This is a genomic window from Synechococcus sp. BIOS-E4-1 (assembly GCF_014279995.1).
Taxonomy (GTDB): Bacteria; Cyanobacteriota; Cyanobacteriia; order PCC-6307; family Cyanobiaceae; genus Synechococcus_C.
In genome coordinates, this window is record NZ_CP047935.1 from 3,094,157 (window position 1) to 3,107,763 (window position 13,607).

A 13,607-nucleotide genomic window follows, 5' to 3' on the forward strand; every position below is an offset into this window, starting at 1 on the left:
CGCAATGACCATCACCCCTAACAGCAGCGGCATCAATACCTCACTGAGTGACGAGGGGCTCGGGCAACAACCTTGGTGGGTTGAACAGTGGATGGAGCTGATCAACTCCTACCGCTTCAAAAAACGCCTGGAACGGGCCTGGACCTACGCCCGTGAAGGACATGTGACTTCAATTCGCTTCGAGGGGCGACGGGTTCATGCCCGTGTTCAGGGAACCGATGAAGACCCTTACAAAGTGAAGCTCTGGCTGGATGTGCTGAGCGATGAGGACTGGGGCTTCGTGCTGGAAGCACTCACACAAAAAGCCCGCTGGTCGGCACAGCTTCTGGCCGGAATCATGCCGGCAGACATCGAACGTGCCTTTGCGGCCAGTGGCCGACGGCTCTTCCCCTTCAAGCTGCAGGAGGTGCGCAGTGAATGCAGCTGTCCGGACAAGGCCAATCCCTGCAAGCACATCAGTGCGGTGTACTTCCTCATGGGAGAACGCTTCAGTGAAGACCCGTTCGTGCTGTTTCAGCTGAGGGGGCGCACGCGCACGAAACTGCTGGAAAACCTCGCAGAACATCGGCTCAAGGCCCTGCAGGCCAGGGCTGAACAGGCAAAGGCTGCGAGCAAATCAACGCCATCCGCGGATGGCGGCGGGTCAAACCCGGACGACACCATCAAGCCGCCGCATCCAGCGGTCCTGGACCCCACGCTCTGGTGGCGTTACGAGGCCAACCTCGACGGTGATCTGGTGGTGATCACCCCCGCAATGGAAGGAGACACAGGCCTTGATGCGGCAGGTGATCTTCCCCTGGCAGAAGAGCCACGCTTCCCAGAATCAAGACCTCGCTTCCTTCAGCACCTGCGCGATCAGGGTCAGGCCCTGGCACAGCGGGCCATGCTGGAAGCGATGGCAGCCGGTGGCTGAATCAGCGCCCTGGCAGACGCCGGCATCCCAGCGCCTGATCAGCAGGCTGATGCTGTCTCACCAACGGGGCTTCAAGCGGCCACTGCTGACCTGTGGCGACCCAGCCAAGGACCTGTTCAGCAGCGAGATGGCCGTTCTCGCTCACGACAACAGCCCTGATCCTCTGCTGATTTATGCCAATGCCACCGCTCTGCGCCTTTGGGAGCGGTCTTGGCAGGAGATGATCGGCATGCCCTCCCGTTGCACGGCGGAGGAAGGAGCTCGCGAGCAACGAGCTTCCGCCCTGCAACGGGCGCAGCAACAGGACGCTTTCGAAGGTTATAGCGGCGTTAGAGTGTCACGAACAGGGCAACGATTCATGATCAACAACGCAAGAATCTGGACCTTCCGGGATGACCAAGGCCGCAACTGTGGCCAAGCGGCAGCATTCTCAAGTTGGCGCTGGCTGTGAGTGACATGTGTTGATGTTCGGTTGTTGCGACTGCCCCTTCGCAACAACCGAACCCGGTGGTCTAGACCGAACAGAATCGGGCGGTTGCCCCCCTACTAAGAGTCAATCAAACCGCACATATTGGCGATGTGGGTGATGCCAACACCCCATCAACATCACTCTTCAGGAGTTACCCATGATCACCCTGCGTCAATCACCATTTGATCTGTTCGAGCGTCTCGACCAACAGCTTTCACAAGTCGAGCGTGTACCAGCCGCCGAAATTCACGAAACCGAAGATCACTACTCCATTCGCCTGGAACTGCCTGGCGTGACTCACGACAGCATCGACGTGAAAGCCAGCGATCGCAGTCTCAGCGTCAGCGCTGAGCGTCTGAATCCTCAGGCCAATGCAGCCGATGTGGCCGAAGCGTCGACAGACAACACCCTGCTCAGCGAGTTTCGCTACGGCAACTGGAGCCGCAGCTTTCGCTTCGCCCATTCCCTTGACCGCGATGCACTGCGGGCCAGCTACCGCGATGGCATCCTCACGATCGAGGCTCCCAAAACGGACAACCGCACCACCGTGTCGGTGAAGGTGGAAAACTGAGACCCAAGTCAGCACCAGGATCAAGAGAACGATTCAGCCCTCTGCCAAGGCAGGGGGCTTTTTTGATTGCGAAAACAGGGTCAGGCAGAGACTGATCGATAGCCTTCCCTGGATCAGCGTCGTCTCATCGGCGACCAAAGCAGGAGCACGTCATGCAACGTCGGCAGCTGCTCCGGACCAGCGGGCAAGCGCTCGCCGCTGCAGCCGGAGCCGGAGCACTGAGCGCCTGCACGATTCGTCGTGCTGAAACCGGTCGCGGCAGTGGCCTTCCCCAGGTGCGCTGGCGGATGGCGACAAGCTGGCCGGTCTCACTCGACACCATCTACGGAGGTGCCGAAACCATCTGCGAACAGGTGAAGGCGATGAGTGGCGGAGGGTTCACGATCGAACCGTTTGCCGCCGGTGAAATCGTTCCCGGGCTCGAAGTGCTGGATGCGGTTCAAGCTGGCTCCGTGGAATGCGGCCATACAGCCAGCTACTACTACGTGGGCAAGAATCCCGCGTTCGCCTTTGGCACCGCCGTGCCTTTCGGGCTCACCGCCCAGCAACAGAATGCCTGGCTCTATCAGGGAGGCGGCAATGAGGCGATGGACGCCTTGTTCGCCGATTTCGGCGCCAAGAGCTTCCCTGCCGGAAATACGGGCGGTCAACTTGGCGGCTGGTTCAAACGACCTGTCGACAATCTGGCGTCCCTGAAAGGCCTGAAGATGCGCATCCCAGGACTTGGAGGCAAAGTGATGGCCAGCCTTGGGGTGAACGTTCAGGTCTTGCCAGGTGGCGAGATCTATCTGGCACTGGAACGGGGAGCCATTGACGCCGCAGAGTTCACCGGCCCCTACGACGACGAGAAGCTCGGCCTCCCCAAAGCAGCGAAGTACTACTACTACCCAGGCTGGTGGGAACCTGGGCCGAGCCTGACCGCGCTGGTGAACCGCAGTGCCTGGGACAAACTTCCTGAGGAGTATCAGGCCATGTTCAGCACGGCTTGTTATCAGGCCAATCTGGGCATGCTCAGCAAATACGAACAGCGCAACAGTGAGGCGCTGCTGAGACTCAGGCGACAGGGAATCAAACTTGAGGCCTACAGCAACGACATCCTCGAAGCAGCCAAGGAAGCCACCAGCGTCCTGTTCGCGGATCTTGCAGCTGGCGATGCCGGCTTCCGAGATTTACTGGAGCGCTGGCGTCTGTTCCAGAAGGAAACCCTGAACTGGAATCGCATTAATGAACTGCCGCTGGTGAAGTTCAACACCAGCGCCGAGGGAGGTGAAGGATGAGCGAACCTCTCTCCGGTGTGGTGCGCCTGTTGGATCGCATCAATGCCGCAGCGGCCTGGCTGGCGCGCTGGTCCGTGCTGCTGATGCTGGCCATCGGAATCTGGAACGTTGTCGGCCGCTATCTCGGTTCAGCCATCGGCATCAATCTCAGCTCCAACGGTCTGATCGAGGCTCAGTGGTATCTGTTCGATCTGATCTTCCTGCTCGGCCTCGGCTGGACCCTGCAGAAACAGGGCCATGTGCGTGTGGATGTGCTGCAGAGCCGCTGGTCACCGCGCCGTCGCAACCGTCAAGAGCTGAACAGCATCCTTCTTCTGCTGCTGCCCTTCGCCTTCGGGGTGATGGCGATCTCGATTGCACCCGCGCTGCGCTCCTGGAGCATCGCCGAGATGTCCCCCGACCCGGGCGGGCTGCCACGCACCTGGGTGAAATCGTTGATTCCCCTGGGCTTTCTGTTGCTAGGGCTGCAGGGAATCGCCGAAGCGCTGCGCCTGCGGCTGGCACTCGCTCACCCCGAGGCCGCCCAGGCTGCCGAAGAGCAGCGCCAGGGGGGAGGCACCATGCTGTGATCGAAATCGAAGCCCTCGGCTGGGTGATCAGCTTCGACCCCTCCACGGTGCTGGCTCCAGGGATGTTTCTGGCGCTGATCGTGGCGTTACTGAGCGGGTTTCCCGTCGCGTTCTGTCTTGGTGGTATCGGGGTGATCTTCGCCCTGCTGGGCATGCTCAGCGGTGAGATCGAACCACAGTTCGTCACCGCTCTCCCCCAGCGAATCCTGGGGATCATGGCCAACTTCACCCTGCTGGCCATCCCCGCTTTTGTGTTCATGGGTTCGATGCTGGAGAGTTCCGGCATCGCTGAACGCCTGCTGGAAACCATGGGCAGGCTGCTGGGGCGTCTGCGTGGCGGCCTGGCGCTGGCCGTTGTCCTGGTGGGTTCGCTTCTGGCAGCAACAACCGGTGTGGTGGCAGCGACCGTTACCACCATGGGGTTGATCTCCCTGCCCGCCATGCTGCGGGCGGGATACGACAAGAGCCTGGCCACAGGGGTGATTGTGGCTTCTGGCACCCTCGGTCAGATCATCCCCCCCAGCATTGTTCTGGTGGTGCTGGGCGATCAGCTCGGCATTTCAGTCGGCGATCTCTTTATCGGGGCGCTGGTTCCAGGCCTGCTGATGTCGACGGTGTTCGCCATCTACGTGCTGGTGATCAGTTCGCTCAAGCCGGAACTGGCCCCCGAACTGAAGCCCGAGCTCACCGGCTCCGGTCATCCTCTGCAGTTGGTGCAATCGGTGCTGCCACCGATCGCTCTGATCGTTGCGGTGCTCGGCAGCATCTTCTTCGGCATTGCGACACCAACGGAAGCGGGCGTGATTGGCGCGGTCGGCGCCATGGTGCTGGCAGGCCTCAATGGCGGTTTCAGCCGTCAGCAACTCTCGAATGTCTGTGAGAGCACCATGCGCACCACGGCCATGGTGATGGCCATCCTGATGGGATCCACCGCGTTCAGCCTGGTGTTCCGCGGTGTGGGCGGCGATCAGCTGATTTCAGATTTGCTGCTCAACCTGCCGGGAGGGCGAGTGGGTTTCCTGGTGTTCAGCATGCTGATCATCTTCCTGCTGGGCTTCTTCATCGATTTCTTCGAAATCGCGTTCATCGCAGTTCCGCTGCTGCTTCCCGCCGCCCGGCAGCTGCTGGGTCCCGAAGCTCTGGTGTGGTTTGGCGTGATGATCGGCGCGAATCTGCAAACCTCCTTCCTCACACCGCCGTTCGGCTTTGCACTGTTCTATCTGCGCGGCGTGGCACCCGATGAAGTCAGCACGCGAGACATCTATCGGGGCGCTCTGCCGTTTGTCGGCCTGCAGGTTGCAGTCCTGGCCTTGATCATCGCGGTACCAGGCCTGGTGGACTGGTTGCCTCGTGTCGCCGGAGCCCTCAGCCCGGGTCCGATGACCTGAAGATCTTCGTAAAGTTGGCTACAACGCGCGATTCAGTCATGGTCACGGCGAGCCTGAACAGCACGAACTCCACTGCTGTGACCCCCCGACTCACATTGCAGTGCGAGCTGATCGCGGCTGACAGCACCACCATCCGTTCCCTCGACTGGGAACGCAGCCGATTCGATATTGAATTCGGGCTACGCAACGGCACCACCTACAACGCATTCCTGGTGCGCGGCGAACGCAACGCCCTGATCGACACCAGCCACGCCAAGTTCCGCGACACCTGGGTGCCATTGCTCAAAGAGCAGATCGATCCGATGGCGATCGATCATCTGATCGTGAGTCACACCGAACCGGATCATTCCGGACTGATCGGCGATCTGATCGACCTCAATCCAGACATCGAGATCGTGGGTTCCAAGGTGGCGATCCAGTTTCTGAAGGATCAGGTGCACCGCCCTTTCAAATCGCGAGCTGTGAAAACCGGCGATGAACTGGATCTGGGCACCAGTCCCGACACAGGCGTGCAGCATCGTTTTGAGTTCCTGAGTGCCCCGAACCTTCACTGGCCCGACACGATCTTCTCCTTCGATCACGGCAGCGGCATCCTCTACACCTGCGATGCCTTCGGACTGCATTACTGCTCCGAGGAGTTGTTCGATACGGACCCCGGTGCCATCGCCCCGGACTTCCGCTTCTACTACGACTGCCTGATGGGCCCCAATGCCCGCAGCGTGCTGCAGGCGCTGAAGCGCATGGATGCACTGCCCGAGATCAACACCGTCGCCGTGGGGCACGGCCCCCTGCTGCGCCAACACCTCAGCCACTGGTTGAACGACTACAGAGAGTGGAGCAGCCAACGCAGCAAGGGCGACAGCTACGCAGCCGTCTGCTATCTGAGCCAATACGGCTTCTCGGACCGCCTCAGCCAGGCCATCGCCCACGGCATCGGCAAAGCCGATGCACAGGTTCAGCTGGTGGATCTGAGGGCCACCGATCCGCAGGAACTCACCGCTCTGGTCGGGGAAGCCAAGGCGGTGGTGGTTCCCACCTGGCCAGCGGAACCGGATGGTGAACTGCAGGCATCGATCGGCACCCTGCTGGCCGCTCTTCAGCCCAAACAACTTGTTGGGGTCTACGACGCTTTCGGTGGCAATGACGAACCGATCGATGCTGTGGCCGAGCAGCTGCGGAATCAGGGGCTGAAGCCGGCCTTTGAACCGCTGCGCATCCGCCAGCTGCCCCAGGGCGGTGATTACCAACGCTGCGAGGAATCAGGAACCGACCTCGGTCAGATCCTGACCCGCAAGAAGTCGATCGAAGCGCTGCGCAGCATCGACGCCAACCTCGACAAGGCGCTCGGTCGCCTCACCGGTGGTTTGTACATCGTGACGGCGAGCCAAGGCGAAGGTGATGCGCGCCGCAGTGGCGCGATGGTGGCCAGCTGGGTGGCCCAGGCCAGTTTCCGCCCCCCCGGCCTGAGTGTTGCAGTGGCCAAGGATCGGGCGATCGAAGCGCTGATGCAGGTGGGCGACAGCTTTGTGATCAACGTGCTGCGGCAAGAGCGCTACAAGCCTCTGATGCAGCACTTTTTGAAGCGTTTCCCCCCCGGAGCCGATCGCTTCGAAGGGGTCAATGTGCTGCATGGAGCCGCTGAGGGTGGTCCTGTGCTCACGGATGCGCTGGCCTATCTGAGCTGCCGGGTGGAACAGCGGATGGAAGGGCCGGATCACTGGATTATCTACGCGCTGGTGGAGCAGGGAAACGTCGCTGACATCGATGGGAAAACAGCGGTTCATCATCGCAAGACAGGCAACCACTACTGATGGTTACAACTGTCGCTGCCAGCTCGGCGTCCGCTGACCGGCAGGTCATCACCTTGCCGGTTGATCGAGGCCTTGTCTGCCTGCGGGGGCTCAGCCCCCAGCGGCTGCGCTTCGAGCTGGAATATGCGCTGGAGCGCGGCAGCACGGCCAACAGTTTTCTGTTCGAGGCAGGCGCTGATGCAGCAGGAATTGAGCAACCCGCCGTTCTGGTGCATCCACCGGGGATGGCCTACAGCAACGTCTTCCTGCCAGCACTGCTGAACGTTCTGCCAGCTACGGATCAGCCCCTGCTGATTGTGGTGGGACATGTGAACCCCAACCGTGTGGCGTTGCTTCAGGAACTGGCCCGGAACTATCCAGGCCTTGAACTGATTGCGTCCAGTCCTGGCGCCAAACTGCTGGAAGAACTCTGGAACCAGCGCAAGCCCTCGCCCCCGGGAGTGGAAGAGGACCAACCACCACCACTGCCTGATTTCCCGCCATTAAGAGTGATTCGACGGGAGGAGACACAGGCGCTGAGCCATGGGCGCAACCTGCTGCTCCTGCCTGCACCAACTCCGCGTTGGCCGGGTGGACTGATGGCCTTCGAACAGCGATACGGGCTGTTGATGAGCGACAAGTTTTTCAGCGCCCATCTCTGCACCACCGCCTGGGCGGAGGCCAATCGGAGCAGCACAGAAGAGGAGCGTCGCCATTTCTACGACTGCCTGATGGCGCCGATGGCCCGCAAAGTGGACCTGCTTGTGGAGCGCCTGGAGGAACTGAGCATTCGCACGATTGCGCCGGCCCACGGTCCGGCCATCGATGCCAGCTGGCGCAGCCTGCTGAACGATTACCACCGCTGGGGGGAAAGTCACCAGCAATCCAGCCTGAATGTGGTTCTGCTGTTCGCCAGTGCCTACGGCAACACCTCGGCGATTGCCGATGCCCTGGGTAGGGGCGTCAGTCGCACTGACATCCGGGTCACCAGCCTCAACTGCGAATTCACACCGTCGGAGGAGCTGGTTGCCGCGATCCAGTCTGCGGATGGAATCCTGATCGGCTCACCCACTCTTGGTGGCCACGCCCCCACGCCCGTGGTCTCCGCCCTGGGAACATTGCTGGCGGAGGGTGACCGCAGCAAGCCGGTGGGAGTCTTCGGCAGCTTTGGCTGGAGCGGCGAAGCTGTCGATCTGCTGGAAACAAAGCTGCGCGATGGCGGCTTCAGTTTCGGCTTCGACCCGATCCGGGTCAAATTCAGCCCTGATCGCGCCATGGTGAAGGAGCTGGAGGAAACCGGCACACGTTTTGCCCGCAAACTGCTTCAGGCCGAAAAACGTGCCCAGCGCCGCAATGCCGGAAGCATGAGCGAAAGCCGCAGCGATCCGGCTGTACTGGCGCTTGGACGCGTGGTGGGATCCCTCTGCATCCTCACCACCCGCAAAGGCGAACTCAGCGGAGCCATGGTGGCGAGCTGGGTCAGCCAGGCCAGCTTCACTCCTCCTGGACTGACGGTGGCGGTGGCCAAGGACCGCGCCGTGGAAGCTCTTCTGCACAAAGGCGATCGCTTTGCGCTGAACGTGCTTGCCGAGGGACGCGAAAGCGGACCAATGAAACAGTTCCTGCAACCGTTTAAACCAGGTGCCGACCGGTTCAGCGGTCTGGAACTGGAGACCAGTCCGAATGAACAACCGCTGCTTCCCGATGCGCTCGCTTGGCTGGAAGGGCGAGTGAGCCAGCGGATGGAATGCGGAGACCACTGGCTGATCTATGCCGAGCTTGATCACGGCGGCGTGTTGGATCAGGAAGCTTCCACAGCCGTCCACCACCGACGCAGCGGCGCTAACTACTAAATAGAGCAGCCAATACGACAACGACCACACGGCACGCACAAGCTTGAAAGAGTCGTCACAATTCAACCTCTGACGCGAACGCAGATCATGAGCAAGGCCCACAGTGCTGATGTGCTGGTGATTACCGCCAGTAACGGCGAAAACCTCAAACTGGCTCAACGCTTTGTGGACCAGACACGAGCGCTGGGCAGCACCGCCGACTTGCTCGACCTCACCACACTCGAACTTCCCCTATTCACACCGCGCGTGAAGGAGCAAGGCATGCCGAATGGCATACAGGCATTGCAGCAACAACTGATGGCAGCACCGCGGTGGGTGATCTGCGCGCCGGAATACAACGGTTCAATTCCCCCCGTACTGACCAACGCCATCGCCTGGCTATCTGTTCAGGGAGATGACTTCCGGGTCCTCTTCAATGGGCGGCCGATCGCCATGGCCAGCTTCTCCGGTGGCAATGGGATGGAGCTGCTGGTGGCACTGCGCATCCAGCTCACCCATCTCGGCGCTCAGGTTGTAGGGCGCCAGCTGCTCAGCAATTACGCAAAGCCGGCGAAGGATGAAAGCATTGCCGACCTGATGCAACGCCTGATGCAGATGACACAACTGGAGCTCTGACACAGTTCATCAGCGCATCAATCAAGAACAGCCTATGAATCAGGAACAGCCTTGAATTAAGAACAGCCCATATATGAACAACAGCCAAGGAATCCAATTCGAAAGAGAATCGGGTTTTCGTACACACACCACATCTAGAGCACTGAAATAGCGAGGTCAGTACACAATCTCCATTCCACGAATGGGCATGACCCGGGATCCTCAGTACGCGATTCGCTATCGCGGCTTTGTTCTGTTGAAACAAGGGAACAACAGTTGGCTGGTCAGACCGGAACGAAGCCCGATGCGACTTTTACCCTTTCGCACACCGACTTGCTCGCTGGCGGATGTGAAAGCATTGTTGGACTGGCGACTGGAGCAGGACACAAGCCTGATCTCAGTCGCCTGACCCCTCAGGCGGCCTGAGGTGGTGGCGTGGGCGATCCCTGAGACTGAATGGGGATCACCAGAGTTGCCCAGCGCTCAGGACGCTCTGGGCGCTGACGTCTCGCCTGACGAATTCCAAAGGGAACCCTCAGCACATTGGTGCCTTCGATCGGCAAGGTGTGTCCTCGACCGAGGGCTGCCTGAAGGCATTCGGGGATGTCGGGAAGCTGGAGCGAGTCTGGGGTTTGCTCAGTGGATTGTTTTTGATTTTTGGTGTCGCGACTCATTGATTCCCTTTTTGCGACGGTGAATGCTGTGCAGTGTGATCAAAGTTTCCTTTGCACAATTAAAAATCGAAGATTAATTTCCGATTTCGGTAAAATTTAACCCATTGGCTGGGACGCAGTGGGCTGAGCCGCAGCCATCTCCTCAACACTGGGGCAGGTGCAGATCAGATTGCGATCGCCGTAGGCGTTGTCGATCCGGGCCACAGCAGGCCAGAACTTGTTTTGCCGCTGATCCTGCAACGGAAATGCCGCCTGTTCACGGGAATAGGGGCGATCCCAGTGATCGGCCGTCACAGCACTCAGAGTGTGGGGAGCACGGCGCAGTGGATTGTTCTCACGATCGCTGAGACCATTTTCAATCGAAGCCACTTCTGCACGGATCGCGATCATGGCGTCGCAGAAGCGATCCAGCTCTTCAAGACTTTCGCTTTCCGTGGGTTCAACCATCACAGTGCCCGCCACCGGCCAGCTGACTGTCGGAGCATGGAAGCCGTAATCCATCAGACGCTTCGCCAGGTCATCCACCTCAAGACCAGCGCTACGCCTGAGATCGCGCAGATCCAGAATGCATTCATGGGCCACCAGTCCTCCCTCTCCCCGGAACAGCACCGGGTAGTGCGCATCGAGCCGATGCGCCAGATAATTGGCTGACAGCAAAGCCACAGCTGTGGCCTGCCGCAGGCCAGCTGGGCCCATCAAACGCAGATACATCCAGCTGATCGGCAGGATGCCGGCACTGCCCAGGGGGGCTGCAGACACCGCTGAAATGGCCTGATCACCGCCGCCGGTCATCAGTGGATGACCGGGAAGAAACGGCCGCAGATGCTCTCCCACCGCGATGGGACCCACCCCCGGGCCACCGCCGCCATGGGGAATGCAGAACGTCTTATGCAGATTGAGATGGCAGACATCCGCCCCGAACGCCCCTGGCCTGCAGACACCGACCTGGGCATTGAGGTTGGCGCCATCCAGATACACCTGACCGCCATGGTCATGAACGAGGCTGCAGATTTCACGGATTCGGGTCTCGAACACCCCATGGGTTGAGGGATACGTGACCATCAGAGCCGCCAGGGAATCAGCGTTCTCCGAGAGCTTGCTGCGCAGATCTTCCACATCGACATTCCCCTGCTCATCACAAACCACAGGCACCACACGCATCCCAGCCATCACGGCACTGGCGGGGTTGGTGCCATGGGCACTGGTGGGAATCAGACAGACATCACGATGGCCCTCACCGCGTGACTGATGCCAGGCGCGAATCACCAATAAACCGGCGAACTCGCCCTGAGAACCAGCATTGGGCTGCAAGGAAACGCCCGCGAAACCGGTGAGCTCAGCCAACCAGCTCTCGAGGTCCTGGGCCATGCGCTGATTGCCCTTCAGCTGGTCAGCGGGAGCAAAGGGATGGATGCTCCCGAACTCCCTCCAGCTCACCGGTGCCAGCTCCGCTGCAGCATTCAGTTTCATGGTGCAGCTGCCCAGAGGAATCATCCCGTGCACCAATGAGAGGTCTTTGCTGACCAAACGCTGGATGTAGCGAAGCAGCTCGGTTTCACTGCGGTAACGGTGAAACACCGGTTGCTGCAGCCAGGGGCTGGACCGCAGCGGCAAGCCCACCAGGGCCTGATCGTGGATGGCTGTGTCAGACAGTTCTGGCAGCTGGCCTCCGGTGGCCTCCGCCACCAGTGCCAGCAGCCGATACACCTCTTTGCTGTCGCTGAGCTCATCCAGGCTGATACCGAATCCTTCCGCCTGTTCGATCGCCGCACCATCGGGCAGGAGTCGCAGGTTGAAGCCGGCTCGAGCTGCCAGTTGATGCACTCGCGGGGCCTGAGCGCAGATCACATCAACACTGTCGAAGCGTGATCCCTGCGGAAGAGCAAGTCCAAGCGAACGCAGTCCCTCGTCGAGCTGACAGCGCAGCTGGAGCAGACGTCGGGCAATCGCCTCAAGACCTTCGGGCCCGTGGTGCACGGCGTAGAACGAGGCCATCACCGCCAGCAGCACCTGGGCAGTGCAGATATTGCTGGTGGCTTTGTCTCGGCGGATGTGTTGCTCACGGGTCTGCAACGCCAGGCGCAGTGCGACATTGCCTTCGCCATCTCTCGACTGCCCAACAATGCGTCCGGGGACCTGCCGGCGGTAAGCATCGCGGGTGGCAAAGAACGCCGCGTGGGGACCGCCTCCACCCATCGGCACTCCGAAACGCTGGGCACTGCCCACAGCGATATCGGCACCGAGGGCACCCACCGGCTCCAGCAGCACCTGCGCCAAAGGGTCAGTGGCCACGGTGACCAAGGCGCCATGCTCGTGGGCCCTGGCTATGCAGGATCGAGGGTCCCAGAGCCGGCCGCAGCGTCCAGGGAGCTGCAACAGCACTCCGAACACATCGTCACCCCACACGAACTGATCAGGCTCCGCCAAGTCGAGCTTCACACCGATCGGCTGGGCCCTGGTGCGCAGAACCGACAGAGTCTGTGGCAGCACGGCGGCATCAACCAGAAAGCGTGTTGCTTCAACTCGCTTGCAGACGCCAAAGCTCATCGACATGGCCTCCGCCGCCGCGGTGGCTTCATCCAGAAGTGAGGCATTGGCAATCGGCAGACCGGTCAGCTCGCTGATCAACGTCTGAAAATTGAGCAGTGCCTCCAGACGTCCCTGGGCGATTTCCGCTTGATAAGGGGTGTAGGCCGTGTACCAGGAAGGGTTCTCCAGCACCTGCCGCTGGATCAAAGCAGGCGTGACGGTGCCGTAGTAACCAAGACCGATCAACGACCGATTCACACGGTTCAGCCCGGCAAGCTGGCGCAGTTCAGAGAGAGCTTGCTGCTCTCCGATACCTTCGGGAAGCTGCCCCTGCGGCGGACTTGAATCAAGAATGTCTTGTGGCACCACGGCCTGCAGAAAGCGCTCTAGATCGGCAAAACCAAGCCGATCGAGCATCAGCTGATTGGCTGCGGATCCCGGGCCGATATGGCGCTGCGCGAAAGGCGGAAGCTTCCTCGCTGAAGCCGTTTCCACCATGCGCTGGTCCAGCAGGGTCATGGTGCAGCAACGGAGGTCGCCGACTTTAAGCAATTTGAGCCGGTCGACGATGTGATATCAGGTCGCGGCAACCTTGGCGGAGTAGGTCGTGGCATCCATCAACTGCTCAAGCTGCGTCACATCGCTGGGTCGGATCACGAGCAACCAACCCTCACCATGGGGATCCTTCTGGAGTTCTTCGGGATTGGCCAGCAGAGCTTCATTGCGCTGCAGAACCTCACCACTGAGGGGGGCATACATCTCTTCAACAGCCTTGACCGACTCTACGGTGCCGAAACTGCTGCCACGGCTGAGATCAGAACCCACCTCGGGGAGATCCACAAACACGATGTCGCCGAGTTGATCCACGGCATAGGCACTCAGGCCGATACGGATCAAATCAGCTTCCTGCCAGGCGTATTCATGGCTGTCGGCGTAGCGGTAGGAGGCAGGGAAGTCAAAGGCCATCGGGCCGCACCAGC

13 protein-coding genes are annotated in these 13,607 nt (G+C 60.5%); 10 read left to right on the top strand and 3 right to left on the bottom strand.

From position 1 onward, the window contains the following. Positions 1 to 4: 4 nt before the first annotated feature. The 10 genes from SynBIOSE41_RS16835 (at position 5) to SynBIOSE41_RS16880 (ending at position 9,833) form a co-directional block, all read left to right on the top strand. Positions 5 to 913 carry an SWIM zinc finger family protein gene (locus tag SynBIOSE41_RS16835; protein WP_066912060.1) on the top strand — a complete coding sequence of 303 codons (909 nt, stop codon included), beginning with the start codon at positions 5 to 7 and terminating at the stop codon, positions 911 to 913. Further along, positions 906 to 1,364: an MEKHLA domain-containing protein gene (locus SynBIOSE41_RS16840; protein WP_186539028.1), complete on the top strand. Its 459-nt coding sequence runs from the start codon at positions 906 to 908 to the stop codon at positions 1,362 to 1,364. The genes SynBIOSE41_RS16835 and SynBIOSE41_RS16840 overlap by 8 nt, the downstream gene beginning before the upstream one ends. Positions 1,365 to 1,539: 175 nt before the next feature. Continuing rightward, entirely contained in the window at positions 1,540 to 1,953 is a 414-nt protein-coding gene (locus SynBIOSE41_RS16845; protein ID WP_186539029.1) for an Hsp20/alpha crystallin family protein, read from the top strand. Between the two features lie 152 nt (positions 1,954 to 2,105). Continuing rightward, entirely contained in the window at positions 2,106 to 3,230 is a 1,125-nt protein-coding gene (locus SynBIOSE41_RS16850) for a TRAP transporter substrate-binding protein (protein WP_186539030.1), read from the top strand. Next, positions 3,227 to 3,799 carry a TRAP transporter small permease subunit gene (locus SynBIOSE41_RS16855; protein ID WP_186539031.1) on the top strand — a complete coding sequence of 191 codons (573 nt, stop codon included), beginning with the start codon at positions 3,227 to 3,229 and terminating at the stop codon, positions 3,797 to 3,799. The genes SynBIOSE41_RS16850 and SynBIOSE41_RS16855 overlap by 4 nt, the downstream gene beginning before the upstream one ends. Continuing rightward, on the top strand, positions 3,796 to 5,187 hold the full coding sequence (locus SynBIOSE41_RS16860; RefSeq protein ID WP_186539032.1) for a TRAP transporter large permease subunit: 1,392 nt from the start codon (positions 3,796 to 3,798) through the stop codon (positions 5,185 to 5,187). Before SynBIOSE41_RS16855 ends, SynBIOSE41_RS16860 begins: the two co-directional genes overlap by 4 nt. A 38-nt stretch (positions 5,188 to 5,225) precedes the next feature. After that, positions 5,226 to 6,998 carry a diflavin flavoprotein gene (locus tag SynBIOSE41_RS16865; RefSeq protein ID WP_186539033.1) on the top strand — a complete coding sequence of 591 codons (1,773 nt, stop codon included), beginning with the start codon at positions 5,226 to 5,228 and terminating at the stop codon, positions 6,996 to 6,998. Further along, complete coding sequence (locus SynBIOSE41_RS16870) at positions 6,998 to 8,830, top strand: diflavin flavoprotein (RefSeq protein WP_186539034.1); 1,833 nt, start codon at positions 6,998 to 7,000, stop codon at positions 8,828 to 8,830. Before SynBIOSE41_RS16865 ends, SynBIOSE41_RS16870 begins: the two co-directional genes overlap by 1 nt. Positions 8,831 to 8,917: 87 nt before the next feature. After that, positions 8,918 to 9,445 (top strand): NAD(P)H-dependent oxidoreductase, encoded by a 528-nt coding sequence (locus SynBIOSE41_RS16875; RefSeq protein WP_186539035.1) that lies wholly within the window; start codon positions 8,918 to 8,920, stop codon positions 9,443 to 9,445. A 181-nt stretch (positions 9,446 to 9,626) separates the two neighbouring features. After that, on the top strand, positions 9,627 to 9,833 hold the full coding sequence (locus SynBIOSE41_RS16880; RefSeq protein ID WP_066912085.1) for a hypothetical protein: 207 nt from the start codon (positions 9,627 to 9,629) through the stop codon (positions 9,831 to 9,833). Between the two features lie 4 nt (positions 9,834 to 9,837). Here the strand turns inward: SynBIOSE41_RS16880 and SynBIOSE41_RS16885 are convergent, their stop codons facing one another. The 3 genes from SynBIOSE41_RS16885 to gcvH all read right to left on the bottom strand — a co-directional run bounded on the left by SynBIOSE41_RS16885 (position 9,838) and on the right by gcvH (position 13,593). Further along, positions 9,838 to 10,098 carry a hypothetical protein gene (locus tag SynBIOSE41_RS16885; protein ID WP_066912088.1) on the bottom strand — a complete coding sequence of 87 codons (261 nt, stop codon included), beginning with the start codon at positions 10,096 to 10,098 and terminating at the stop codon, positions 9,838 to 9,840. A 96-nt stretch (positions 10,099 to 10,194) separates the two neighbouring features. After that, positions 10,195 to 13,146 carry an aminomethyl-transferring glycine dehydrogenase gene (gene gcvP, locus SynBIOSE41_RS16890; RefSeq protein WP_186539036.1) on the bottom strand — a complete coding sequence of 984 codons (2,952 nt, stop codon included), beginning with the start codon at positions 13,144 to 13,146 and terminating at the stop codon, positions 10,195 to 10,197. Between the two features lie 57 nt (positions 13,147 to 13,203). Beyond that, on the bottom strand, positions 13,204 to 13,593 hold the full coding sequence (gene gcvH, locus SynBIOSE41_RS16895) for a glycine cleavage system protein GcvH (RefSeq protein WP_186539037.1): 390 nt from the start codon (positions 13,591 to 13,593) through the stop codon (positions 13,204 to 13,206). Between the last annotated feature and the right edge of the window lie 14 nt (positions 13,594 to 13,607).